The 25,390-nt window shown below is 37.3% G+C and carries 20 protein-coding genes, 1 pseudogene and 2 other annotated features; of the genes and pseudogenes, 2 read left to right on the forward strand and 19 right to left on the reverse strand.

Translation table 11 applies throughout. The annotated features are described in order from the left end of the window. Positions 1 to 278: 278 nt before the first annotated feature. Positions 279 to 1,223: a 50S ribosomal protein L11 methyltransferase gene (gene prmA / locus LACWKB8_RS04870; RefSeq protein WP_038522790.1), complete on the reverse strand. Its 945-nt coding sequence runs from the start codon at positions 1,221 to 1,223 to the stop codon at positions 279 to 281. A gap of 63 nt (positions 1,224 to 1,286) precedes the next feature. Between prmA and ybaK the strand changes: the two genes are divergently transcribed. Together ybaK and LACWKB8_RS04880 are read left to right on the forward strand one after the other, a co-directional pair. Next, positions 1,287 to 1,787 (forward strand): Cys-tRNA(Pro) deacylase, encoded by a 501-nt coding sequence (ybaK, locus tag LACWKB8_RS04875; RefSeq protein ID WP_038522792.1) that lies wholly within the window; start codon positions 1,287 to 1,289, stop codon positions 1,785 to 1,787. A 131-nt stretch (positions 1,788 to 1,918) separates the two neighbouring features. Beyond that, entirely contained in the window at positions 1,919 to 2,863 is a 945-nt protein-coding gene (locus LACWKB8_RS04880; protein WP_038522795.1) for a sugar-binding transcriptional regulator, read from the forward strand. Here LACWKB8_RS04880 and citX read toward each other — a convergent pair. From citX to LACWKB8_RS04970, 18 genes and pseudogenes are all read right to left on the reverse strand, one after another. Beyond that, entirely contained in the window at positions 2,860 to 3,417 is a 558-nt protein-coding gene (citX, locus tag LACWKB8_RS04885; protein ID WP_038522798.1) for a citrate lyase holo-[acyl-carrier protein] synthase, read from the reverse strand. The two genes, LACWKB8_RS04880 and citX, sit on opposite strands and share 4 nt — an antisense overlap. An 89-nt stretch (positions 3,418 to 3,506) precedes the next feature. Next, entirely contained in the window at positions 3,507 to 5,045 is a 1,539-nt protein-coding gene (gene citF, locus LACWKB8_RS04890; RefSeq protein WP_305809504.1) for a citrate lyase subunit alpha, read from the reverse strand. Next, a complete protein-coding gene (locus tag LACWKB8_RS04895) occupies positions 5,035 to 5,949 on the reverse strand; it encodes an aldolase/citrate lyase family protein (protein ID WP_038522803.1) in 915 nt (304 codons plus the stop codon). The genes citF and LACWKB8_RS04895 overlap by 11 nt, the downstream gene beginning before the upstream one ends. Further along, complete coding sequence (citD, locus tag LACWKB8_RS04900; protein WP_038522806.1) at positions 5,950 to 6,246, reverse strand: citrate lyase acyl carrier protein; 297 nt, start codon at positions 6,244 to 6,246, stop codon at positions 5,950 to 5,952. Then, positions 6,236 to 7,291, reverse strand: coding sequence for a [citrate (pro-3S)-lyase] ligase (gene citC, locus LACWKB8_RS04905; protein ID WP_038522808.1), 1,056 nt, complete (start codon positions 7,289 to 7,291; stop codon positions 6,236 to 6,238). The genes citD and citC overlap by 11 nt, the downstream gene beginning before the upstream one ends. 20 nt (positions 7,292 to 7,311) lie before the next feature. Next, a pseudogene (locus LACWKB8_RS04910) lies at positions 7,312 to 8,105 on the reverse strand (alpha/beta fold hydrolase). Beyond that, entirely contained in the window at positions 8,106 to 9,572 is a 1,467-nt protein-coding gene (locus LACWKB8_RS04915) for a DASS family sodium-coupled anion symporter (RefSeq protein ID WP_038522811.1), read from the reverse strand. It abuts the pseudogene before it with no gap. Positions 9,573 to 9,589: 17 nt separating this feature from the next. Further along, positions 9,590 to 10,294, reverse strand: coding sequence for a dimethylmenaquinone methyltransferase (locus tag LACWKB8_RS04920; RefSeq protein ID WP_038522814.1), 705 nt, complete (start codon positions 10,292 to 10,294; stop codon positions 9,590 to 9,592). 20 nt (positions 10,295 to 10,314) lie between these two features. Continuing rightward, the gene (locus LACWKB8_RS04925; protein WP_038522816.1) at positions 10,315 to 11,244 is read right to left on the reverse strand and encodes an L-lactate dehydrogenase; all 930 of its coding nucleotides are present in this window, start codon (positions 11,242 to 11,244) and stop codon (positions 10,315 to 10,317) included. Positions 11,245 to 11,651: 407 nt separating this feature from the next. After that, positions 11,652 to 13,046: a flavocytochrome c gene (locus LACWKB8_RS04930; protein WP_038522818.1), complete on the reverse strand. Its 1,395-nt coding sequence runs from the start codon at positions 13,044 to 13,046 to the stop codon at positions 11,652 to 11,654. Positions 13,047 to 13,076: 30 nt separating this feature from the next. Continuing rightward, the gene (locus tag LACWKB8_RS04935) at positions 13,077 to 14,480 is read right to left on the reverse strand and encodes a class II fumarate hydratase (RefSeq protein WP_038522819.1); all 1,404 of its coding nucleotides are present in this window, start codon (positions 14,478 to 14,480) and stop codon (positions 13,077 to 13,079) included. Between the two features lie 185 nt (positions 14,481 to 14,665). Further along, on the reverse strand, positions 14,666 to 16,702 hold the full coding sequence (locus LACWKB8_RS04940) for a copper-translocating P-type ATPase (RefSeq protein ID WP_038524994.1): 2,037 nt from the start codon (positions 16,700 to 16,702) through the stop codon (positions 14,666 to 14,668). 118 nt (positions 16,703 to 16,820) lie between these two features. Beyond that, positions 16,821 to 18,194, reverse strand: coding sequence for a branched-chain amino acid transport system II carrier protein (gene brnQ / locus LACWKB8_RS04945; protein WP_038522821.1), 1,374 nt, complete (start codon positions 18,192 to 18,194; stop codon positions 16,821 to 16,823). A 92-nt stretch (positions 18,195 to 18,286) separates the two neighbouring features. Further along, positions 18,287 to 18,537 (reverse strand) — a binding site (T-box leader). 83 nt (positions 18,538 to 18,620) lie between these two features. Continuing rightward, positions 18,621 to 20,006: a branched-chain amino acid transport system II carrier protein gene (brnQ, locus tag LACWKB8_RS04950; RefSeq protein WP_038522824.1), complete on the reverse strand. Its 1,386-nt coding sequence runs from the start codon at positions 20,004 to 20,006 to the stop codon at positions 18,621 to 18,623. Between the two features lie 82 nt (positions 20,007 to 20,088). Continuing rightward, positions 20,089 to 20,337: a binding site (T-box leader), on the reverse strand. A gap of 54 nt (positions 20,338 to 20,391) precedes the next feature. Next, positions 20,392 to 21,030: a copper homeostasis protein CutC gene (locus LACWKB8_RS04955; protein ID WP_038522825.1), complete on the reverse strand. Its 639-nt coding sequence runs from the start codon at positions 21,028 to 21,030 to the stop codon at positions 20,392 to 20,394. A 58-nt stretch (positions 21,031 to 21,088) separates the two neighbouring features. Next, the gene (locus tag LACWKB8_RS04960; protein ID WP_052059656.1) at positions 21,089 to 21,997 is read right to left on the reverse strand and encodes a N(4)-(beta-N-acetylglucosaminyl)-L-asparaginase; all 909 of its coding nucleotides are present in this window, start codon (positions 21,995 to 21,997) and stop codon (positions 21,089 to 21,091) included. 132 nt (positions 21,998 to 22,129) lie between these two features. Beyond that, a complete protein-coding gene (locus LACWKB8_RS04965; RefSeq protein WP_038524998.1) occupies positions 22,130 to 23,545 on the reverse strand; it encodes a DASS family sodium-coupled anion symporter in 1,416 nt (471 codons plus the stop codon). A gap of 4 nt (positions 23,546 to 23,549) precedes the next feature. Next, complete coding sequence (locus LACWKB8_RS04970; RefSeq protein WP_038522828.1) at positions 23,550 to 25,385, reverse strand: FAD-binding protein; 1,836 nt, start codon at positions 25,383 to 25,385, stop codon at positions 23,550 to 23,552. Between the last annotated feature and the right edge of the window lie 5 nt (positions 25,386 to 25,390).

A 25,390-nucleotide genomic window follows, 5' to 3' on the forward strand; every position in this document is an offset into this window, starting at 1 on the left:
TAAATAGCAGCCAGTAGTGTTTAAGATTAATTGTTTTAATCAACTTACCAATATGATAGCTGATTATACTGTTAAAGAGTATAAAAAGTAATCCTACCCGCCAAATAGTCCCTATTCTTAATAGACTGAAAATAAGGGGTAAGATAACAACTAAAATGCTCCACCATATTACTGGCATTACCTTATAACTATTTAATTTGTTAATTAAAGGTATGTTTTTTAGTTTATCAAGCAACTTACTAATTCCTTACTAATTTAATTATCTATTATAACTCTTTTTAGTTATCTTTTCTTTCTATAATTAATCCAACCCAGCGCCCATGCTCGATTGTCAAATCAATTTTAAAATTATGCTTTGTCAAAGCGGCTTTGATTTTATCCAGCTGAGTATAATCTATTCCCGAAAAAATCACTTTACCACCTGTATTTAAGTGTTCATTTAATTCAGGAATTAGCTCAAGCAGAATTTCCGCCAAAATATTAGCAATAATAATGTCATATTTTCCTTCTACACCATTAAGCAAACTAGCCTTTTCCACCTTGATATTTGCCAAATGATTAAGAGCGATATTCTCTTTTGCCGCTGTGACAGCTTCATCCGAGATATCGGTAGCCACAACAGAACTGGCTCCCAATAAAGAAGAAGCAATGGCCAAAATACCAGAACCTGTCCCCACGTCACAGACAGTCTTTGGCTCAGTTAGTGCTTGTTCTAGTCCCATTAATGCTATTTGCGTTGTCTTATGTGTGCCAGTGCCAAATGCCAAACCAGGATCAAGTTTGATTAACTGCTGATCTTTAAAAGCTGGTTGATAATCTTCCCATTCTGGCAAAATTGCCAGATGCCGCGAAAAGTTTATGACATGATAAAATTTTTGCCAAACTGTGTTCCAGTCTTCGTCTTTAATATAAGAAGTGGTTATTTTTGCTTTGCCAATTTGCAAGCCATAACTTTTTAACTCAGCTAATTTCTTCTGGTACTTTTCAACCAGTTCAGCTTTATCTTGTTCAATATCAAAATATGCTAAAAATTGTAAATCTTGTGGTAAGTCGTTTATCTCACTGAGGTTAACAATCGTGGAGTCTGATTCCCAGCCAGCCTGCTCAAAATCAGAGCGTTTGCGTGATTCAGTCCCTAAACAGTGCAATACATCTTGACTGTAGATATTTAAAGCATCTTCAACTTCATGGCTGGTTTCAATTTTAATAATTAATAATTTCATTATTTTTTTAACTCCCTTTTTATTTTCCTTTTTATCAATGCTATCATTAAAAAGGTGATATTAATGTCAAAAAAGAAAAATAAGATTGAAAAAACACTAGTAGAAAAAATATTGGATAGAGATAAGATTCCATACCGACAAGCAGAATTTGCTACACATGAAGATTCAGGTGGTGTAGCCCAAATGGATACTTCCATTTTAAACGAGAATGAACATTTGGTCTATAAAACACTCGTGTGTTCTGGCAATAAAATCCCAACTGTTGTTGGTGTAATCCCCGTGACTGAACATTTAAGCTTGAAAAAACTGGCTAAAATTTCAGGAAATAAAAAGTGTGAAATGCTTCCTTTAAAAGATTTAGAAAAAACAACTGGCTATGTTCATGGTGCAAATACTCCGATTGGGATTTACTTTAAACACCACATTCCTATTTTTCTTGATAAAAGTATGCTGCAAGAACAAGAAATTGCAGTTTCGAGTGGTAAAGTTGGTCGGAGCGTTTTTTTAAAACCGCAGGATTTGCAAAAAGTAACTAATGCCAAATTTAGTGATTTGCTAGAATAAAAGAATATTTAGACAATAACACTCCCTTTGAGAATTATTATCTTTTAAAATATTGTTTTGGTCATAGTAATAAAGCGCTTTTTCTAATATAATTAAAACAAATACCAAGTAGACAGAATAGGAATAAATAAATGACATTATTAACAGATGAACAGCTTGCAAATATTGCACATGACTACTTCTTGAGCAAACTGAATATTGCTGAAATCTCAAAGAAGTATAACCTTTCCCGTTATCTGATAGCCAAGGCAATTGATGAAGCTGAAAATAAAGGGATTGTTAAGATTAGCATTTATCAAAGCCCCAAACGAGCACAAAATTTGGAACGAAAATTCCAAAGCCTTTTTGATCTGAAAGAAGTTTATATCTTAGAAGATAAAGAAACTAAAAACCAAGACAATGAAATGATTGTCAATTTTGCGGCAAAACAAATTCAAAATTATATTACGTCTGCCAATGTTGTTGGTCTTACTTGGGGAACACTTTTAAGGGATATTATTGATGATTTTTCAACAGAAACTCGCCCTGACCTGACAGTTGTTCAACTATTGGGTCAGGTGGTTAATGCTAGCAAACGCAAGCAGCCACTTATTCAACATGCTGCTGACAAATTTAATGCAAAAAGTCTAACTTTTCCCGCTCCTCTTTATGCCATTGATCCGGGACTAGTCAAAAAAATTCAGCAAGAGCCCTATTATCAATATATTGAAAAGTATTTTTCAAAACTTGACCTGGTGTTTGCAAGCATCGGTACCATGCAATCGCTGGAATCTGGACAATTTTTTATGGATTATTACGCTGACAAGCTATTTACAGGGATTAAAAAAAATCAGTTAGCAGGGATTATTTTTGGCAGACCGTATGATATTAAAGGTCGCTTTTACAGTCCGATTGAACCCCACATATCTGGCATCAGTCTTTCAGACATTTTAGCAGTTCCTGATCGATTTGTAATTGTTAAAAACCGGTTTAAGGAAGATGCGCTTTTGGGGGCTCTCAGATCTGGCGTAATAACCCATTTAATAACCACTTCAGGTATAGCTGAAAGAGTTCTACGCAAAAACGAGGCACTTTAATTGGCGGATTTTTTACAGAACTTTTCATTATATAAGCTAGTAATATAATTTTGCAGATCTGCAACTGAATGTGTTCTTGAACGAGCGCATTCTTTAGCAGGTTTTGAACATAAAAAGCATTTGCGAACAGGCAAGCCTAGATCTTTGCGGGATATTGCCTGTTTTTGTTTTCTAATTAATACATCGGCATCAAATAACCGATTAATTTTTTGCTTATTCTCAAATTCAACTGCCTTTTGTTTAACGGAACGATAATTAGCATCAACAAGATAAAAATTCTCTGAACCTGTAGCTCTCTGCCAATGTTTATACAAAGTAAAAGGTAACTGGCTATTGTGCAAAATTTCTTCCAAATTCAGAATACCTGAAGTAAAAATTTCTTTTAAATAGTGATTGTTTTTGATAGGGCCAGGAATGTTTAATTTAACATCCAGTAGCGTACATTCAGGAAACTTTTGAAATGTTGTTTGTTGCAACTCTGCTCTTTCATCTTTATTTGCTAATACCTCTGTAATACTCTGTGGTTCTCCTTCAGCAAATATTGTTTTTACCATTTTATCATCTTCTTTCTATTTTTATATTATAACTAAAAAGTGTGAGAACAAGTCTTAGCCTCATTCTCACACTTTATTAAAATAATTAGTTAATCTTTTACTTGCTTAATTGTATCAATAATAGTGCCATCCCGATATTGAATTAAAGCAACAACACGATCAGTATATTCTAGAGGCTTGGGAATTCCAACCTGTTTTTGCACCATTTCTTGAAGTTCTTTGATGTCAACAATATTGAGCTCAGGAACTTTAGCAAAAGCAGCTATTAAGTCTTTACGGCGGGGATTAATCGCAATTCCTCTTTCGGTCACTAAAACATCAATTGAATCCCCTGGTGTAACAACTGTTTCCACTTCTGGTACTACTGTACCATTGCGTCCACGTACTAGCGGAGCAGTGATAATAGTCATTTTTGCTGCAGCCGCATCCTGGTGACCACCTATGGCACCACGAATAACACCATCGGAGCCTGTCATTACGTTAACGTTAAAATTGGTATCAATTTGCAAAGCTGAAAGAATAGCCACATCTAAGTTATTTACTACAGCTCCTTTATTATGAGGATCAGCGTACCAGGAAGCATCAATTTCCTGTTGGTTTTTATTTTGGGCCATTGAAGCTGCAGCACCCTTGTCAAAGTCCTGAACATCCATGATTTTCTTGACCAGGCCTTCCTCAAGAAGATCAGTCGTAGGCTTAGTGATACCGCCTAGCGCGAATGATGCCTTAATCCCATCCTTTAGCATAGATTCTCTTAGGTATCTGGTCACTGCCAACGCAGCTCCTCCAGACCCGGTTTGGAAAGAAAATCCTTGTTTATAATATGGTGAATTTGTAATTACCTGATTAACAGTTTGTGCAATTTTCAGTTCTTTAGGATCTTTGGTGAAACGAGTTGCCCCTGAACCAATCTTATCAGCATCACCAATTTGATCAACCTGCACAACATAATCGACTTGAGTTTGTTTAATTGAGGCAGGCGTATTCGGATAATCAACAATATTGTCAGTCAACAAAACTACTTTATCCGCATATTGTGCATCAATCAAAGCATAGCCCAAGGATCCAAAAACTGCATCCCCTTCTTGACCATTAGCATTACCAGCTGGGTCAGCATTTGGGACTCCTAAAAATGCCACGTCAATTTTGATTTCCCCTTCTTCAATAGAACGGGCCCTATTGCCATGAGAACGGAAAATTACTGGGTTTTCCAGACCACCATGGGAAACAAAATCACCTAAACTACCTCTCATTCCAGAGGATGTGATATTGGTAATGACACCCTTTTTTATTGCTTCAATTACAGTGTCATTCATAACACCAGTTAAGGAAGATGGGGCTAAAGTTAAGTTTTGATAACCCATTTTAATAATTAAATTCATTACTTTATTAAAAGCAAAATCACCATTTCTAAAATGATGGTGGAACGAAATGGTCATACCGTCTTTTAGAGTTTTCTTAATAACATCTTCTAAAGAATCCACCACTTTTGATTCGCCCCTAGTAACTTGTACTTTAGGAGCCACTCTTTTTACTTCAGGATTACCTATTTCCACAGATTCGAATGGTTTAAGATTCATTTTTGTCATCAAATCATCAGGCAAATTGCGTTTTACTTTATTCTCCAATGTAATTACCCTCCTCATCAATTAAATTCGATGCTTTAGCTGTTTCAATAACACGGTTAGCCTTCTCAACAACTGGTTTGTCGACCATTTTACCGTTCATTGAAATAACGCCTGAGCCTTTTGCCTTTGCTTCTTGAATAGCATTTTGGACAGAAAGAGCGTTTTCAATTTCTTCTCTAGTAGGGTTAAATACCTTGTTAACCATAGGTATTTGTCTTGGATTAACTAAAGACTTGCCATCATAACCAAGTTCATAAATATATTTTGTTTCGCGGTAGAATCCTTCAGTATCATTCATATTTGAAAATACAGTATCGAAGGCATAAACATCGGCTGCTCTAGCGGCTTGCAAGACCATGTTGCGGGCAAATTCAAGTTCACGCCCATCTGGATAACGGTGTGTGTGCATATCGGCAGTATAGTCTTCACCGGAAACAGCTAAGCCCATCATTAATGGGGTTGCAGTTGCAATTTCTGGAGCATTGAGAACACCTTTTGCACTCTCAATCGCTGCCATAACACCAATAGAGCCTTTTTGAATACCGTATTCTTCTTCCGCTTTTTCCATATCCGCCACTAATTTTTTAATCATGGCGGCCGATTCAGTTTTAGGAAGACGAATAACATCTACTCCAGCGCGAACCATAGCTTTGACATCTTGGTCATAAAAGGGAGTGTCTTGACCATTAATTCTAACGACAATTTCAGCGCCGCCAAAGTCAACTGTTTTAATAGCCTTAAATACTAACATTCTGGCTGCGTCTTTTTCAGTTAATGAAACTGCATCTTCTAAATCCAGCATAATAGAGTCCGCTCCATAAATGCCAGCGTCTTTAACCATTGCAGGATTATTACCTGGTACAAACATCATTGTTCGACGCAAACGATTTTTAACATAAGTCATTTATTGCAATACCTCCAATCTTGGTGCATCAGTAGTTTCAGTTGCTCTTTGAGCAGCTGCTAATGTTCTTGCAGCAATCACGCAGTCAAGCGCTCCTTTGTCAGTAGCCTTAACTTTTGCGTTAGTAATACCAAATTTATTAAGTGTTTCAGTTATCACCTTTTTAATTTGATCACCGTATGATTTAGCTACCTCTGAATCCAGATCAACTTCAATCCCATTTTGACCAGTAGAGATCATTATCTGAATATCTGAAGATTCTAATGTTCCTGCTACTCCAACAGTTTTAATTTCCATCAATGTTCATTCCTTTCTTGATTCTTTCTTGTAAAATTTGATAATTTTCATTTATAAAATTCATTGTAGTTGGTGGAACTAGAGCGTAAATATCTTTTAAATCACTATTTTTGATCAAATGGCGCACACTAGTTGCCGTAATTATTTTTTCGTTATCACGAAAGCGGTGCACGATTTTAACAGCAATAGTGGGACTAAGTATTTTTTGTAAACTTTGATTATAGAAATTAGTCGTCCTTGAAAATGGCTCAGTACCCAGATAACGTTTCTTAATAGTTAATTTTGGTGCAATAATATTTTTAAAAATTAAAGCGTCAATCTCCGTTTGCGTTGTAATTAGTTCATCAGGTGACTTTAAAAAATAAGCTGGAAATGTCGAGCGTGAAACTAGGTAATCTCCACCACTGACTACCACCACGTTTTTAAAGTTGGCAGTTCCTTTTTTTACCAAATCTATTCTTTCTGATGTTTTAAATAAAGAAGCATCTGTAGCCACTACAAAAACATAGACCAAATCATTTTGACTACTTGCCAGTTGTACTAACTTTTGGTGGCCCAAAGTAAAAGGATTAGCATTCATAACAATTGTTGCAACTTCTTTTTGCTTTTGGTTTTCAATTCTAGGTATTTTTGCTAAAAAGTCTTGAATACTTGGCGTTCCACTTTCTAAAAAAGCCGCAGTATCAGTATGAGCCAATTCATTAAAACCTAAATGAGCGAAACTAGAAGAATATTTTGCCTTGGTAAATACGAATGAATGATAAATTTTCTGACTAAAAAGGTATTCTTGCAGAGCCGAAACTATTTGATTAAAACGTGCCCCGTGAACAGAATTATCATTTGATACAGCTATATATTTAAGAACTTTGCCTGCAATACTACCAGTCCCAACCAAATAGCCATCTTCATCTATTAAGCCAACAGTATGATCGAGGACGTCAACTTCACGGGAGCTGAAATCTGTAATACCTCGATTAATTAAGAAGTTCTCCCATCTGGCCTTCGTGTCCGGAAAAGTTAAATTAAGATCTATAGTCTTATCCATTTATTTGGTTCTCACTTTAGCTAAAATTCTTGCAAAAATTTCATAATTTCTTTATACATTTTCAGAGGCTGTTCCGCCTGAATTAAGTGACCACAGTTTGCTATTATTCCTGTGTAAATTTTAGGATTCAATTCTCTCATAGCGTAGGCAAAATGATAATCAAAAAAGGGTGAATTTTGTCCTGCTAAAACGAGCATAGGAACTTTTAAGCTAATTAAAACGTCCCGCCAATCCTGCTCAGCATGATCTATTCGACAAAGATAATTTTCTTCATCATTATACGGATATTTTTGGGCTTCAATCTTGGCCTTTTTAAACATCTGATCATTGATATGAGCAAAAATACCATTGCCCAAATCTGCCTCTAAATAATCCGGATAATTTTCCAAGTTAAATCTTTAAACCCATAGTGCCAGGTGCTGTCTTGAATCATTTTGGGAGGTTGATCTAAGTCAACAATTGCCTGCAATCTTTGAAAGCCAAATAGTGAAACATAAGCCCAAATGTTTGCGGCTCCCATGGAATTACCAACAGCAATAATATTTTTTAAATCTAATCTGCTAATGAGCTCGGCTAAATCAGCTGCATGGCGACTAATACGTTGCCCCTTAAACGTTCTTTGAGAACGTCCCTGATTTCGAGGATCAATTATTATAAAGCGGTAATCTTCTGTGAAAAGCTTTACAGCCTCTTGCCATAATGTTGCAGAACTGCCTATGCCAGGAACAGCTAAAATAGGCTGACCACTTTTTAATGTATCGTAATAAGTTATTCGAATACCATCATTAGTTATAAAATTGTTTGCCTTAAGCATTTACCAAATTCCAATAACTTTCATCCATAAAGTGCCTATTACGCCGAAAATCAGTAAATAGAGAATTCCTAAAATAAAGTTATATTTCCACCATTCACTCTGCTTAATGTAACCAGTTGTAGCTAATATAGAGGCCGGTCCGTTAGCGTAATGAGTGGTTGAAGCATTAATTGCCCCGGTAAACGCCAAGAGCATAGCTGATAATCCTAATGGAGCTCCTGTAGCAACAGCAACAGATAAAAATGGCAGGTATAATGCTGTCATATGTGCAGTACCACTGGCAAAAAAGTAGTGGGTGTAAAACATCAATATCACTAAAACAGCTAATACTATTTGCCAGCTTATTCCGTGAAGACTAGTCTGAATAGTCTTGGAGAACCAGTCAATAAAGCCAAAGGAAATAAGTTTACTGGCCATAAATATTAAAATTGACAGCCAAATTAGAATATTCCAAGCTCCAGTTTGGTTTAAAGCATCTTTCATAGTTAAGACACCAGTTAATAGCAATAAGCCGACAGCTAAAAAGGCTACAAAAGTAGAATCTAACTGAGGAATTTTGAAGATTCCGGATAAAACCCATAAAATTATAGCCAACAAAAATACTATTGACATAATCATTTCAGGCTTTGTCACTGGTCCCATTTTTGCTAAACGGTCACTGGCCCATTTTTTAGCATTGGGAGTTTCTTTAATTTCTGGAGGAAAAATTTTATAAATCACAACCGGAATAATAATAGTTGCAACTAGAACAGGAACTATTGCTGCTGTAAACCAGCTGATCCAGGTCATATTATAATTTTTCTGTGCCGCCATTTGAGAAGCAACCATATTAGGAGCAGCACCTGTAATAAACAGAGCAGTTGACAGAATGTTGGCATGGAAGGCAGTAAAACTAAGATAAGCTCCGATTTTCTTTCTTGAAGGATCGTTAGGATGAGAATCATAATCTTTAGAGATTGATTCAGTCACCGGCCAAACTACACCACCTGTACGTGCACTGTTTGATGGTATTAAAGCTCCTAAAACTAATTCCAAACCGGTAATTGCATAGCCGATACCGATGGACTTCTTACCAAATTTTTTAATCATCCAATACGCTATCCGATTACCTAAACCAGTTTTGCTAATACCATATGCCATGATAAAAGCCATAGCAATTAGCCAAGAAGCAGAATTACTAAAGGCGCTGAGAATACCAGTGGTTACTTTACCAGTTTTTGGATCTACAACATCTTTGATTGGAGCCAAACCAACTAAAACTGTCACTATCAGTCCAATCAAAGTAGTACCGCCTATGGGCAAAGGCTTTGTAATACAGCCAACAATAGTTGCTACAAAAACGGCAAACATCTCCCATGCGGGAGCAGACAAGCCAGCCGGACGCAAAGGCGTGATGCACCATAGGATAACGCCAATCACTAAAGGTAAAATAAAGCCTTTATAATTAACTTTTTCAAGTGTTTTCATAGTAATTACCTATAATTTTAATTTTCTGGGCGATAAAAATCGTCGATAATTTCATAATTCTTATTCTTTAATTCATCATCAAGCCAATCTATATTTCCTGAACCATCATGAAAACTAGCCGCTTTTGCTTCATCCTTTTCATGAAAATCCTGAACAATCGGCAACAATTCAGATGCTTCTTCTAAAGCGATTTTGATAACACCGTCAGCATCGCCTAAAATAACATCACCGGGGTTAACACTGACGTTACCACAAGAAACCGGTACATTTATTTCTCCTGGACCTTCCTTGTAGGGACCGTCTGGAGTGGTGCTTACCGCATAAATAGGCAAATCCCAGTTGCTTAAACTATCAATATCTCGTATTGGTCCGTCAACAACTACACCAGCTACATGTCTTTGATCGCGCAGCCATGTCATCATTACTTCACCAATAACCGCCCTAGTATTGTCATTTTCATTATCAATGACAACCACGTCGCCTTCGTGGCAATACTTTAAAGCCGCATAAATAGTTAAGTTATCACCAGGACGATTATGAACTGTAAACGCTGGACCACACATTTCTTCATGTGGGTGCGACATCAGTCTAATTCTGGGCGCCATTGCTCCTGTCCTATTCATACAGTCAGCTACATTTGATGAGGGCAGCTTTTTATATGCAGCAATTAATTCCTTTTGAGGAAGATTCCTTTGTAAAAAAATTCTTTTTCCAACCTGCATTATTTATGCCTTCTTTTTAATTAATCTAAAGTGATATTATCTAGTACTTCCTGCATTTCGGCAGCAGAGTTCACCATCTTAGTCTTTTCAGGTTCTGAAAGTTCGGTTTCAATAACCTGGCTGATTCCAGATCCGTCGATTACTGCAGGAGTTCCTAAATAAAGTTCGCTTTTAATGCCATACTCACCATTAATCGGTGCAGATAAAGGCAAAGCAATTGAACGATTAGTCAATATTGCAGTAACAATTTGCGTTAACATCATCGCAATGCCGTAAAATGTTGCACCCTTATTTTCGATTATATTTCCACCTTTTTGACGAATATTCAGTTCCACTTGATTCAAAATATTATCATCAATATTAGCAAATTCTTTTAGTGATTTACCGCTAACAGTTGATTCATCAAAATTTTCAAAAGATGTATCACCGTGTTCGCCTAATACCATAGAATTAATTTCAGCTACAGGAACATTTAATCTTTTAGCCAAATCTACTTTTAAACGAGCAGTGTCAAGCGAAGTTCCCGTGCCTATTACTTTATTTTTAGGAAAGCCGGATAGTTTTTGGGTTAAAGTTGTCAATATATCAACTGGATTAGCAGAAACTAGGAAAATACCATTAAAGCCTGATTCGACTACTGGTTGAATGATACTTTTCAAGATGCTAACATTTTTATTCACAAGATCAAGCCGACTTTCTCCTGGCTTACGAGGAACGCCTGCTGTAATCACAACCACAGCAGCATCTTTTGCATCGGAGTATTCACCAGAATGAATATTACACTCGCCTGTAAAAGGCAGTATATCTTCCAAATCCATTGAATCTCCCACCGGACGTTTCTTGAGCACATCACAGATTACTAACTCGTCAACACTAGTATGTTGCAGCAAATCATTTGCAAAAGTTGAACCTACAGCTCCGTCTCCAACCAATAATACTTTTTTATTCATTAAGTCATTTCCTTTCGAATTTTTTAAAAATGTAATCACTTACATAAATATTATAAATTTTATCTCTGCTATTTGCAATATTTAAAATAAATAATTTATTTTTTCAATTTTTAAAAATAAAAACAGTCTTCCATATTTAAAATTCGGTTTGTCAATAAGGTAAAAATTAGTATTTTCGACATAGCGTTTATTTAGGAACCTAAAATAATAAAAAAAGCCCTTCGCCGCTGCTAAACGACAAAGAACTTAAAATTTATTAAATATAATCTTATTTATATCAAGCTATCATTTTAATAGACACATCAGTTGCAAAATCATAGCTCACAAAACGTGGAATCTGACAAAAAACCTAACAATATTGCCAATGGTTGACAATTTTTTCAAATGCTAATTTGGTTACTTTATAGTTATTGATTTTTGACAAACTTGCTCATTTGTATTCCTGCCTGCCTACCAAAAATGACTGTTTCAGCAATTGAGTTGCCACCAATTCGGTTATTTCCGTGTAATCCACCTGAAACTTCTCCCGCAGCATAGAGGCCTTTAATTATGTTGCCATCTGTATCATAAACTTCGGTTTGGGGACTTATATGGATACCACCCATAGTATAGTGGATGGCCGGGTTAATATGAATTGCAAAGAATGGTCCTTGTGCAATTTTATGCTCCATTCCCGTTGATCTGCCAAATTCTTTATCTGTTTTATTTGTGACAGACTCATTCCAATTAGTAATAGTTTCGTTCAAGTTCGAAGCTGTGACACCAATATTTTGAGCTAGATCAGAAATTGATTCTCCATGACTAACCAATCCTACGTGATCATAAAATTCAACGGCAGTAAAGTTATTTCTAATACCTTGATCGAAAACCAAAAAAGCGCCGTTTTCATTTAAGTTGCTAATTGCGTCAGAAACAATTTTACGTGTACTTAACTCGTTGACGAATCTTTTACCAGATTTGTTAACTAGGATAGCTCCTTCTCCTCTTAAGCCTTCTCCTATCAAGTAGACGTGGTCAGTATCAGTTTGTGCAGTTGGATGTACTTGAATAAAGTCCATTTGCTCCAGCTGTGCATCAATTTGACTAGCCAACTTTAAACCATCGCCGGTAGCACCAGGCTGATTCGTAGTCTTATAATTTACAAGGTCAGGACGATATTTTTTAATTAATTCTTTAGATGAGCCAAAACCTCCTGAAGCCAAAAGCACAGCTTTTGCACTCACTTTTACTTGTCCATTCAGAGTATCAACCTGAACACCAGTTACTTGCTGTTTGTTATCTTGTAAAAGCTTAGTTACTTTTGCATTATTAAAAACTGGTATTTTATCTTCTTGTATTTGCTTTAAAGCTCCAGTTACTAAATAATTACCTACCGGTGCCATTGAAGCAGGACGGTGAGCTCTCTTTTTGCTCATCCCACCAGTAATAGTTAAATTAGTTAGCTCTATACCGTGATCCATTAACCAATCTATTGCAAGAGCAGAATGATCGACAAAATAGCGTAGAAGTTCACGGTCATTCATCATTCCTCCGCCTTTGAGAGTTTCACGGTAAAAATCTTCTTTATCATCTATAATTCCCTGTTTTATTTGAACAAGACTTTCAGAAGCATTCATTCCAGAAGAAGCCCTGTTTGTGTTCCCACCTAAATCAGAATTCTTTTCAAAGACAGCAACATTCAGTCCTAATTCATGGGCCTGAATAGCTGCAGTTAAGCCGGCACCACCAGCACCGATTATAATTGCGTCGTAACTGTCTTGTATTTCAGAAGCCTTATTAGGCGTAAAAACAAATTTACCCATTGATTTCTCCTCTACAGAAATTTAAAAGATTTATTTTTCAGGATCAGTCTGAGATATATTAGTCATCTCCATATAATCCATCCATTCATCATATTCCTTTTCAGTTAATTTGCCACTTTTGAGGGCTGCTTCTTTAAGCGTTGTTCCTTCTTTATCAGCAGTCTGTGCAATCTTAGCAGCTGCGTGATAGCCAATATGAGGTGACAAGGCAGTCACTGTCATCAAAGAACTCTCAAGCAGATCGTCCATTTTTGCAGCATTTACGGTTAAGCCGGCAATCATTTTATCAGCAAAGCCTGTAATAGTTCCAGTTAAAATATCACATGAATCTAAAAACGCGGTGATCATAACGGTTTTGTAGACATTCATTTCAAAATTTCCTTGTGAACAGGCAAAAGTAATTGTAGTATCATTGCCAAAGACTTTCGCAGCGGCCATTGTTACCGCCTCAGCCTGTGTAGGATTAACTTTGCCAGGCATAATCGAAGAACCTGGTTCATTAGCGGGGATATTAAGTTCGTGATAGCCTGCTCTTGGGCCAGATGCCAAGAATCTTATATCTTGAGCTATCTTAAACATGTCAGCAGCCAAGGTTTTTAAAGCACCATGGACAACATCTATGCCAGAATGGTGGGCTAACCCCCAAAACTTATTGGTATTAACTTTAAAATCATGGCCGTAGACTTGAGACAGTTTGTCAGCAATTTTGACAGTCATTCCCGGTGCAGCATTGAGGCCTGTCCCAACAGCAGTACCACCAATTGCTAGTTCATATAATGTCGGCTTAAGTTCTTTGATATAAGATAAATCATGTTTTAAAGCTGAAATATAGCCAGAAACCTCTTGACCGAAAGTTATCGGAGTAGCATCTTGTAAATGAGTACGGCCAACTTTGACGGTTTTCCAATACTTGTCCTGCTTAATTTTTAGTTCGTCAATTAAGTGTTGCACGGCAGGTTCAAGCTTATCTAAAGCTTCAACTGCAACAATATTCATTGCTGTGGGATATGTATCGTTTGAAGATTGTCCTCTGTTAACGTCATCATTGGGTAAAATATCCAAATTTGGATGCATCTTGTTAGCTAGGTTAGCTACTACTTCGTTAACGTTCATATTGCTCTGAGTACCAGAACCGGTTTGTAATACGTGTAAAGGAAAATCTTGACGCAATTCATGATCATCTAATTTTAATAGTTGATCAATCGCTTCCTCAATAGCTTGCCCTTTTTCTACTGGTTCATCGCCGACTTCTACATTCGATTCAGCTGCAGCTTTTTTTAAATGTAAAAAAGCACGAATAATTGCAAGTGGCATTAATTCACCACTGGGAAAATTGTTACGACTTCTTTCAGTTTGAGGACCCCACAGTGCATCTTTAGGAATTTTAACAGGGCCAATTGTATCACTTTCAACACGGTATTCTTCTTTACTCATACTAAATCTCCTTTTCAAATGTTAGTATTTTAGCTATTAAAAGCAGTAATATTCTCTTGCACTCATAATACAGATTTTTAGTTTTATTTTCAATATTTCAAAATAAAAGGGCTATCATTTTAAAATTTTAAAATTTATTTTATTTTAGCAAAAAAGCACTCTTATTGAGTGCCTTAATCAAATTTTTATATTTTTAGTGTTTCAGCATTAATAGCTACTATTACAGTTGAGAGCGACATTAAGATCGCACCGACTGCTGGGGAAAGTAAAATCCCCCATGGAGCTAAGATACCAGCAGCAAGTGGCAATGCCACAATGTTGTAGCCAGCACCCCACCATAAGTTTTGGACTGTTTTTCTTTGGGTATGCTGCGCTAACTTCAAAAAACTTATGATATCTAGTGGTTCACTATTAACTAAGACCACGTCAGCTGAATCCACCGCAACATCAGTACCTGCACCAATGGCTACACCAATATCAGCTTTAGCCAAACTAGGAGCATCATTGATACCGTCACCGACCATCATTACCTTTTGACCTTTATCTTGCAATTCAGCTACAATTTTTTGCTTGTCTTGCGGCATTAAACCTGAATAAACTTCTGTAATTCCTAATTTGTGGGCAATGCTTTGGGCAACATTTTCATTATCTCCAGTTAGCATCACAGGCGTGATATTTAAAGCTTTAATTTGTTTAATTAGTTCAGCAGCGTTAGTCTTAATCTCATCTCCCACGGCAACGTAGCCTAAAAGCTCACTGCCTGCAATCAAGTAACTTGACGTATAGTTTAAAGCATCAACTTGCGGGAAACTATTGACAATACTTCTAGCTGTTTTTTCATTTACTAACTGGTAATCTTTATTGTTTAAAGTTCCAGCAACGCCTTTGCCGTCAAGTGTTTTACTATTTGACAATGGATAGAGCTCAATATTTTTTTCCTTAGCAAACTGTAAAATGCTTTGCGCAATCGGGTGATTAGAATCTTGCTCAAGTGAAGCAATCAGTTTGATTACTTCATCTGCACTGTACGACTTATTCAAACTGTCACATTTGCGCACCTGAAACTTGCCTTCCGTCAGAGTGCCAGTTTTATCTAAAAGCAAATAATTAATTTTAGAGCTGACGCTGATCACGTTACGATTTCTAATCAATAACCCATTTTTAGCACCAATTGAGGTACTTTTAGCATTTACCAGCGGAATTGCCAACCCTAAAGCATGCGGACAAGCAATTACTAAAACGGTAACCATCCGTTCTAGCCCACCTGCTATTCCCCGCAAACTAGTCCAGACAATTAGAGCAATAATACCGAAAATTAACGCGGCGTAAAACAGCCAGCTTGAAACTCGATCAGCCAAATTTTGTAATTTTGACTTATTCATTTGTGAAGACTCGACAAGTTTATTGACGTTTGCTAAAAAGCCGGAGTTAGCTGAATTGGTGACCTTAACAGTTAGTGTGCCAGAACCATTAATAGAGCCGCCAATTACTTTATCACCTTTTTTACGGGTAATTTCACGAGATTCGCCAGTCACTAATGATTCATTAACTTGACTTGAACCGGTGATGATGACACCGTCTAATGGAATACTTTCACCGGCTTTTACCAATATAACTGCATCTTTTTGTACATCATTGATTGCTGTATCTTTCACTTGATCACCTGATTGTACATGGACTTTATCAGGTAGAAGTTTTGCTAAATCATGAACAGAACTATTGGCATTCATGACAGATGTCATCTCTATCCAATGTCCTAAAAGCATAATTAAAATTAACGTTGCCAGCTCCCAGAAAAAGTCCATTACATGAACTTTACTGTTTAGCAAATCATTTTTTACAAAAGCATACAGACTATAAATATAAGCCGTAGTTATACCCAAGGAAATAAGGGTCATCATTTCGGGCTTTTTATCTTTTATTTCATAGTACGCTCCAGATAAGAATGGTTCTCCCCCGTAGAAATACAGCACAGTTGCGAAGATAACCACTATCCATTCAGAACCTGGAAAAGAGAACTGAAAAGGCAAATGGACTCCCATCGCTGGCGATAAAAATATAATCGGTAAAGATAAAATCACAGAAACCCAGAACTTTTTCTTCAAATTGCCCATATGCATCATGTGCCCGCCATGCATCATCATATCATGGCCACCCATTTGCATGGATGAATCATTGTTATTCATTGAATGATTCATATTATGATTGTCGTTCATATCCATATTGTTCAAATTGCTCAGTCCCATCTATTTAAACCAAATTTTGCTCTTTAGTTTAATCTACTTTTATAAACAGATGGTGTCAAAAAATTAGCTTTAATAATATGAACTATATGTTGAGCTATTTGTTCTTAGCTGCGTGATAAAAATGGATGGCAAAACCTATTGCCAAGCCCACGATAGCTGGAAATACCCAATCCATCCCGATATCTGCAAAGGGTAAAAAACGCATTTGAAATGATCTTAATTGCAGTGCCCATGGCTGCTTGCTAATAACAGGGGGAAAAGAGGCAATCATATCCAAGATAGCTGGAATAAAGGTTAAAGCAATCCCCCAGAAATAGACAATTGGATCACGGTCAAAAAGAGAGCCGGAAATAGATAAAATAATCAAGACCATTGCTATAGGATATAAAAACATCAGCATTGGTGTTGACCACGAAATAATAGTATCTAGACCAAAATTAGCAGTAATAAATGAAACGAACGTCATTATTGTCAACCAACCATGATAGCTGATTTTATTAAAACTACGGTGAAAATCTTGGGCAAACGCTGCAATCAAGCCAACTGCGGTTGTTAGACAGGTCAAGGTAACCAATGTAGCAAGCAAAGCATGACCAAAGTTACCTAAATAATAAGTCACGATTTGATTAAAAACAGTGCCGCCTTCTGCTGAAACTTTAAGATGGTTTAAAGTAGTTGCTCCTAGCCAAATTAAGCCCACATAAATTACTCCGATAGCGCTGGTCGCAATGACCCCTGCTCTAGCTGTAACTTCAGCATTACTTTTAGCCGAGGTTTTTCCCAGCTGTCTGACAGCAGAAACGATTGTATAACCGAAAGCTAAGCCCGCTAGTGCATCCATCGTGTTATAGCCTTCTAAAAAGCCATTAAAAAATGGAGCAGTTTGGTAAGCAGCAGTTACGTTTTGCTGCTTTGCCGCACCCATAGGTGAAAAAGCTGCTAATAAAAAGACGGAAAACAGCAACAACAAAAATAATGGGTTTAGAATACGACCTATACTATCCAAAATGGTGGATTGCTTGTAGGAAATTATAAATGCCAATATAAAAAAGATTGCAGAAAACACCAGTAATGCCGGTTTCGCTACAGATTTGGGCAAGACCGGTTGCAAGCCCACTGAAAATGAAATACTTGCAGTACGCGGCGTTGCAAATAATGGTCCTAAAGTTAAGTGGATCAAAACCATAAAAGCCAGGGCAAAAATTTTACCTAACGGTTTACCAATGTCATAAACACCTTTGGCATGACTGGCACTGATTGCGAGCACAGCTAACAGTGGTAATAAAACTGCAGTCACTAAGAAGCCAAAAGTAGCCATTCCCCAATTAGCTCCTGCAAGCTGCCCCAAATGAATAGGAAAAATCAAGTTACCAGCACCAAAAAATAATCCAAATAACAAAGAAGCAACAACTAAATATTGTTTCCAAGTTAAGGGTTTGGTATTTACATCTTGTTCAATTTCTTCCATCATGATTCCTCCTAAACAGAAAATCAAACTCAAATTAATATGATAAAAAACTTTGATAAATAATAGGGCAATAAAAAAGCACCCTTGATTAAATCAAGGGTGCTGTCAGCACGGTACCACCTATATTACTGTAAATATTTTTTCTGCTAAAAATCTCACAGTCACTTCACGTACGGTAAAAATTACGATACGCTAACACGCTAATGGGTGTCACCAATATAAGCTACTAATCATTCACCATATAGCTCAAAGTTACTTTCAGTTTGCCATCACGATCCATTTTCAGCTACAGGACTCTCTAAAACGCTACATGCAAACTTACTTATCTTTTCATCGCTTTATCAATATTAATGATATTTTAATCAATGCCTTTTTTCATGTCAACTATAATTTTAAAAACACCGTTAAAATTTAGATGATACATTACTAATTTTGTAAAGATTTGACTTTTCTAGTTGCAACATAATGACATGCTAAACCAATTGTTAATCCTAGTAAGGCTGGAATAATCCAATCCATTCCAATTGCCGCAAAAGGCAGGAATTTCATTTGCACACCTTTTAAGGCCAGTGCCCACGAACTTTGGCTTACTACAGGTGGAAAAGCAGCAATCATATCTAAAAATGCAGGAACAAGTGTGAACAGCACAGTCCAGAAATATACCACTCTATCTTTATTAAACAAATTCGCAGTAATTGAAAGCAGAATTAAAACCATTGCAAAAGGATAGAGAAACATCAACATTGGTGTTGACCAAGCAATAATAGTGTCCAGACCAAAATTAGCGGTCAAAAATGAAGCTAATGTCATTAAAAATAACCAGGTATGATAACTAACTTTAGGAAAACTTCTGTGAAAATCTTGAGCAAAAGCAGCGATTAAACCGACCGCAGTAGTTAAGCACGTCACTGTAATCAGGCTGGCTAGAAGCGCATGCCCCACATTGCCCAAATAATAAGTCACTATTTGATTGAAAGTAGTACCACCATCGGCAGCAATTCGATAATGTTGTAAGGTGGTTGCACCCAGCCAGATCAAAGCCACATAGATGACACCAATAGTTAAAGTTGCCAGTATACCCGCTTTGGCAGTGACTTTAGCATTACTTTTGGCAGTGGTTTTGCCCATTTGTCTGACAGCAGTAACAACGGTCACCCCAAATGCCAATCCAGCCAGCGCATCCATCGTATTATAGCCCTGCAGAAAACCGTTAAAAAAGGGAGCCTGTTGGTATGCCAAAGTTACTTTTTGATCTGCAGCTCTACCCATTGGCGAAAAGAATCCCAATAAAAACACGATAAATAGCAGTAACAAGAATAATGGATTTAGCACTTTGCCAATGCTGGTCAAAATATTTGATTCTTTATAAGCAATCACAAACGCGCATACAAAAAATATAGTTGAAAAAATTAACAGACCAATTTGAGCCATGTTCTGCGGCAACATGGGTTCAACCCCTACCTTAAAAGAGATACTGGCCGTACGGGGTGTACCAAAAAGAGGTCCAATAGTAAGATGAATTAAGATCATAAAAACTAAGGCAAATGTCGAACCCAGAGGCAATCCAATGTCATATACGCCTTTGGCATGAGTTACACTAATAGCCAAAACCGATAATAAAGGCAATAGAACAGCAGTTACCAAAAAACCTAAAGTAGCAATTAACCAATTTGCTCCCGCCATTTGTCCCAAGTGAATGGGAAAAATGAGGTTCCCCGCTCCAAAAAATAATCCAAATAATAAAGATGCTACAACTAAATATTGTTTCCAAGTTAGTGGTTGCTGGTTAACATCTTGCTCAAGTTCGTTCATACATAAACCTCCATTTATAATAAAAATTGTTATTGCTCATTTTTTGCCATTTTAAACAAAAAAAGCACCCTGAATTTATTAAATTCAGGGTGCTTTAATTGGCACGGTACCACCTTTTTTACTGGCAAATTATCTCAAATTAATTTAACCAATCACTTCACGTACGGCAATATGCGATACGCTAACACAATAATGGGTGTTACCAATAATGGTTACTTTAATTCACCATATAGCTCCAAGTGATTTTCAGTTTGCTTTTGCGGCCCTATTTCAGTCTCCAGAGCTCTCTGTACGTTACCAGTAAACTTACTTTTCTCTTCATCGCTTTTAAGATATTAAAGGTATTTTAGTTTTTAATTAAAACATTGTCAAGTTTTTTCAAAATTCAACCCACTATTTTTGTGCCATGAACTTGTTGTACGTTTAATTTTTCAGCAATAAAATCACAATTTGTGCTTGTAATACCACCACCGGGTAAAATCTCTATCTGTCCTTTTGCCCAAGAAATAATTTCCTTAAGGTGGGAAATATTAGCCAAGATAGGTTTGCTCAGCTTACCGCCATGCGTCAAAATTCTTTTAACACCCTGTTCAGCCAACCAGCTTAGCTCTGCCTTTTGGATTCTTTGGGGAATTTCGTCAAAAGCCATGTGCATGACTACTTCAATGTTCAAAGAATGAGCCAAACTAAGCAGCTGTTTCATTTGTAACTTATTTAAATGGTTTTGGGAATTTAAGCAGCCAAATGCTACTCCCTGTGCTCCTAATTTGGCTGCTATTGTTAGATCACTAGCCATAATCTCAATTTCACTTGCACTATAAACAAAATTGCCACCACGCGGTCTAATCATTACCACTACTGGAATATTGCAGCTTTTAGTATAAGCGAGAGTTTTTTTCATTACACCGTATGTGGGAGTTGTCCCCCCTAACGCCAAGTCATTATTTAATTCAATTCTTTGAGCGCCATTTTTTATTACACGGGCAATATCTGTAAAATTTTCTACACAGGCTTCTTTTAGCATTTAAATTCCTTTCTCAAGAGTTAGTAAAAATAGCACAAGGAGACAATTTTATCATTATTCAGTTAAAAGCTGAAATTTGGGTTTTATTATTTGGTGCAGGGTTAGCCGTAAATATCCGGGCTTCGTGTTTATTATCCGCAACACAAAATGTAAATTCAACATTAGTTGCGACACCCCATTCCCCCTTATTGTTCAGGGCAATCAATGAAATCTCACCAACTTGGCCATAGCGCTGTTTTAGTTTTTTACAAAAAGAATAAACAGCAGAGTCACATGCTTCTTGCGGGCTTTTACCTGCAGACATTTGCCGCACAATTTCATAAGATAAACAACCTTTCATAATATCTTCACCAAGACCAGTAGCAGCCGCTGCCCCTATATCACTGTCAGCATAAAAACCTGAACCTGATAAAGGAGAATCACCAATCCGACCATTTTTCTTCATAAATAAACCAGATGTTGAAGTTGCTACCGTAACGGCACCTTTTTGATCTAAAGTGATTGCGCCAACAGTGTCGTGACCAGCATAGGGGTGAACATCATGCTCATGTGTCTCTTTAACTTTTTGCCGCCATGTTTTCTTGGCATTAGCAGTAAGCATGTTAGTCATTTCAAAACCATTTTTCATCGCGTAATTGGTAGCACCTTCACCTACTAAAAAACTATTGGTTTTGTTTGAACTCAATTTGCGTGCCACAGAAACCGCATGCTTGACATTTTCAATAGCGGCTACAGAACCTTGTGCGAGTGTATTACCATCCATAAAGGCAGCATCCATTTGCACGATGCCGTTTTCGTTGGGCAATCCGCCATAACCGACAGAAGTATACTCGGTATTAGATTCAACCTGATTAATTAGTTTTTCAACTGCGTCTTTGGCATCTGTACCCTTTTTTAACAAGTCTGCTGAGGTTTTTAGGCCCTCATAAGACATATTCCACGTTGAAATTACCGCCCAATTATTCATTTTTAATCTTCCTTTTAAATTAGTATAGTAATAATACTAAACTAGAGCCGAAGAAGTAACAAGTGCCATTATAAAAATCTTTGGCGGACAAAATAAAAAAGCTTTGAATACTACTATTCAAAGCTTTTTTGATTACCACATGCCGATAACTTTAGTCCAAACCAGACCGCCGCCTAACCAGATGATGTTAAGTACAACACCAATTATGGCGCTTAGTTTCCACCAATCTTTGTTAGAAACATAGCCTGTTGAAGAAAGCAAGGCGGCAGGACCTGCCGAATAGCTTGAAGTTGACAAGTATAAAGAACCGTCTAAAGCTAGCATTAACGCTGCCATCATAGGTGGCACTCCGGCACCAATCGCAATTGAGAGAAATCCTGCATATAGAGCAGAAATTTGCGTAGAAACACTTGGGAATAAATAGTGGAGGTAGAAGTAAACCAAGAATAAGATTACCAGTACCAAAACCCAATTCATACCATGAAGTGCACTACCTAGAGTCTTTGAGAACCAAGGGAAAAAGCCCAAAGTCATTAATTTTTGTGACATCAACATGATAATTGAAAGCCAAGTTAAGATGTTCCAAGCAAAACTTTGACCTAAAATATCCTTAACGTTAATGACGCCAAATACCAATAGTAATGCAACTGCAATAAAGCTGACTAAAGTAGCGTCAATGCCAAACTTAGAGCCTACTAACCATAATACAACTGACAGGACAAAAACCACACCCATAATTTTTTCTGCAGCTGTCATTTTGCCTAATTCTTGTAATTTTTTGTCTGCCCAAGCATGAGCATTAGGTGTTTCTTTGATCTTAGGCGGGTAAATTTTATATAGAATAAAAGGTACTAATATTAAGGAAATTATGCCTGGTACGATTGCAGCTACAAACCATTGCATCCAGGAAATAGTAACGTTTTGGGTCTTCGCTATTCCTAATGCCACCATGTTACCGGCTAAACCAGTTAGAAACATTGTGGATGTAACGATGTTGACTTCGTATTCTGTAAAGACCAGGAATGAACCCATGTCACGCTCAGTTCCCTTTTTAGGATCTGAACCCATTTCTCTTGATAAGTTATCAATAATTGGGTACATAATACCGTTAACACGAGCATTGTTACTTGGGATACCAACTGCCAGAACAGTTTCCACTAAGGATAAGGCATAAGCCAAACCTAAAGTTCTCTTGCCAAAAGTTTTGACAAAGAAGTAGGCAATTCTTTTACCAAGACCTGATTTAATAAAGCCGGCCGCCATAAACATACACATAGCGACCATCCATGCGGTGGAATTACCAAAACCGGCAGTAACTTCTTCCATCTTGAAAATACCGGTTAATGTGGCAATCACCACCGCTATTATTGTAGTTGCCATCATTGGTAATGGTTTAGTCACACAAGCAATTATAGTTGCAATAAATATGGCGAAAAGGTGCCAAGCTTGAACATTAATTGCCGCTGGTTTTAATGGAGTTAACAGCCATAAGACAATGCCGATAGCTAGTGGCAAAATCCACTTTTTCCATTGAATTTTATCTAACATTTCTTTATTCTCCTTTAGAACTATTTTGTGCTTTCTTAATTGCCGCATTTACGGCTTCCTTTAAAGCATTAGTTGTGGTAGAAGCTCCTGAAACTGCATCAACGTCGGTAGAATTATTGCTTACCATTTCTTGGGGTATACGGTCAATGGCCACAGCTCCAATTCCTTCCGTTTCATGATTTTCTAGTACTTCAATTTTTTTGATTTCATTATCAAAATAGGTCCCGCGAACCAAAATCCTACCGCCAATACCTGCTTCAGAAGATCCAAGAAACTGGTTTTGTCCCAGCTCAATTTGATCGTCCTTTTCACCATCCAAAAGATCATTAATTCGCGGCAGCTTTCCCGTTAAATTAATCGAATCTTCAATTGGCTCTAACTTGGCAGCATTTTCTCCAGCAATTTTGCCAAAAATCAAGCATTCAGCTAAGTTGCCACCGCCCTGATAACGATTGACGCACATTCCGCCAAGCTCACCAGCTGTATAGAGACGTTTGATTGGTTGATTGTTGACATCAAGTACACGGGCTAACTCATCATGTTCTGGTCCACCTTGGGTATTAAGCACTGCGGGAGCCAATTTAACTGCATGGACATCTTCTTTTAAATCGAAACTGGTCATTGACTCAGGTGCACGACCAAATTCCAGATCCTTGCCTTTAGTAGCAAACTCGTTGAATTGCGAAACAGTATTTTCCAGATTTGCGGTCGGTACATTCATTTTTTGAGCTAATTCAGCCAGTGAACCGGCACTAACAACCTTGTCAAAGAACTTACCGTATTTGAGCTTTCCTTGTTTTTGTTCTAAGACAAACTTTTGATATTGCTGATTATCAAAGACCAACCAAGCATTGTCGTAAGCGTGAGGCAATAGATAGTCTCCATGTTCAGCTATGTGACCATGTCTGAATTTGGCATCTTCACGCATAAAGCGAGTGCCGTCGTCTGCCACCGCAAAAATCGCACCTGATTTGACATTTTGCCAGCCGCTAACTTGCCGACCACGCTCATTTTCACCTTCAGCAATTACATAGCTGGGGACGATGCCTAATGACTCATAATTGCTCATGTGCCACATTTTTGCTCCAACTTCTGCAGTCATTTTAATCCCGTCACCCTTATTATAGAGAGTGCCCAGCGGGGTTAATTTTGTGACGTGCAGGTAATCCTGCTGCATCTGCTTATTATTTTCAAAGCCACCTGTAGCAACAATTACTCCTTTGCGAGCATGAATATAATATTGTTTCTTGTTACGATTAATAATTACTCCAGCTATTTCACCAGTTGCTTCGTCCTGCAATAAATGCTCTGCTCTGGAATTAAGCCAGACATCAATGTTGGCAGCATTTTTGACTACTTGAGCACGAATTACTTTCCATAGTTCAGCATCAAAGTCTTGATTATGAACCAGGGCAAAATCAAAGGTTTCAGAGCCGCGATATTCAGGATACTCACATAAATTCTTTTTCTTTGCTAAATGGTCACCCGGTTGATTATCACGTGACCAGATAAAAGGATCAATACCAAAATACTTTTTAAAGTATTGCGGCATATTAATAAAGCCATCAAGATAAGCAGCCATTGTTTTCTGATTAAAATTATATGGCGCTGCCAGCTGCTCATAATATTCAGCAATCTTTTTTCTATCATGTGCCATAGCAACATGCTGTGCTGAATAACGGGTGTTACCACCCTCATGACCATAAGGAGCAGCGTCAACTAATAAGACTTGAGCACCATTTTCTGCCGCAAAACGAGCTGCCGTGCCTCCGGCTCCTCCGAAACCTAAAACGACTACATCATACACACCATTCCACTTAGTTTTTTCGTTGATTTTCATTTTTG

The sequence above is a fragment of the Lactobacillus sp. wkB8 genome (assembly GCF_000761135.1).
Classification (GTDB): domain Bacteria; phylum Bacillota; class Bacilli; order Lactobacillales; family Lactobacillaceae; genus Lactobacillus; species Lactobacillus helsingborgensis.

Bases quoted from the DNA above. Each gene is read 5' to 3' on its own strand.
- prmA (WP_038522790.1), bottom strand. From the start codon at position 1,223: ATGAAATTATTAATTATTAAAATTGAAACCAGCCATGAAGTTGAAGAT.
- ybaK (WP_038522792.1), top strand. From the start codon at position 1,287: ATGTCAAAAAAGAAAAATAAGATTGAAAAAACACTAGTAGAAAAAATA.
- LACWKB8_RS04880 (WP_038522795.1), top strand. From the start codon at position 1,919: ATGACATTATTAACAGATGAACAGCTTGCAAATATTGCACATGACTAC.
- citX (WP_038522798.1), bottom strand. From the start codon at position 3,417: ATGGTAAAAACAATATTTGCTGAAGGAGAACCACAGAGTATTACAGAG.
- LACWKB8_RS04895 (WP_038522803.1), bottom strand. From the start codon at position 5,949: ATGACTTATGTTAAAAATCGTTTGCGTCGAACAATGATGTTTGTACCA.
- citD (WP_038522806.1), bottom strand. From the start codon at position 6,246: ATGGAAATTAAAACTGTTGGAGTAGCAGGAACATTAGAATCTTCAGAT.
- citC (WP_038522808.1), bottom strand. From the start codon at position 7,291: ATGGATAAGACTATAGATCTTAATTTAACTTTTCCGGACACGAAGGCC.
- LACWKB8_RS04915 (WP_038522811.1), bottom strand. From the start codon at position 9,572: ATGAAAACACTTGAAAAAGTTAATTATAAAGGCTTTATTTTACCTTTA.
- LACWKB8_RS04920 (WP_038522814.1), bottom strand. From the start codon at position 10,294: ATGCAGGTTGGAAAAAGAATTTTTTTACAAAGGAATCTTCCTCAAAAG.
- LACWKB8_RS04925 (WP_038522816.1), bottom strand. From the start codon at position 11,244: ATGAATAAAAAAGTATTATTGGTTGGAGACGGAGCTGTAGGTTCAACT.
- LACWKB8_RS04930 (WP_038522818.1), bottom strand. From the start codon at position 13,046: ATGGGTAAATTTGTTTTTACGCCTAATAAGGCTTCTGAAATACAAGAC.
- LACWKB8_RS04935 (WP_038522819.1), bottom strand. From the start codon at position 14,480: ATGAGTAAAGAAGAATACCGTGTTGAAAGTGATACAATTGGCCCTGTT.
- LACWKB8_RS04940 (WP_038524994.1), bottom strand. From the start codon at position 16,702: ATGGATATGAACGACAATCATAATATGAATCATTCAATGAATAACAAT.
- brnQ (WP_038522821.1), bottom strand. From the start codon at position 18,194: ATGGAAGAAATTGAACAAGATGTAAATACCAAACCCTTAACTTGGAAA.
- brnQ (WP_038522824.1), bottom strand. From the start codon at position 20,006: ATGAACGAACTTGAGCAAGATGTTAACCAGCAACCACTAACTTGGAAA.
- LACWKB8_RS04955 (WP_038522825.1), bottom strand. From the start codon at position 21,030: ATGCTAAAAGAAGCCTGTGTAGAAAATTTTACAGATATTGCCCGTGTA.
- LACWKB8_RS04960 (WP_052059656.1), bottom strand. From the start codon at position 21,997: ATGAATAATTGGGCGGTAATTTCAACGTGGAATATGTCTTATGAGGGC.
- LACWKB8_RS04965 (WP_038524998.1), bottom strand. From the start codon at position 23,545: ATGTTAGATAAAATTCAATGGAAAAAGTGGATTTTGCCACTAGCTATC.
- LACWKB8_RS04970 (WP_038522828.1), bottom strand. From the start codon at position 25,385: ATGAAAATCAACGAAAAAACTAAGTGGAATGGTGTGTATGATGTAGTC.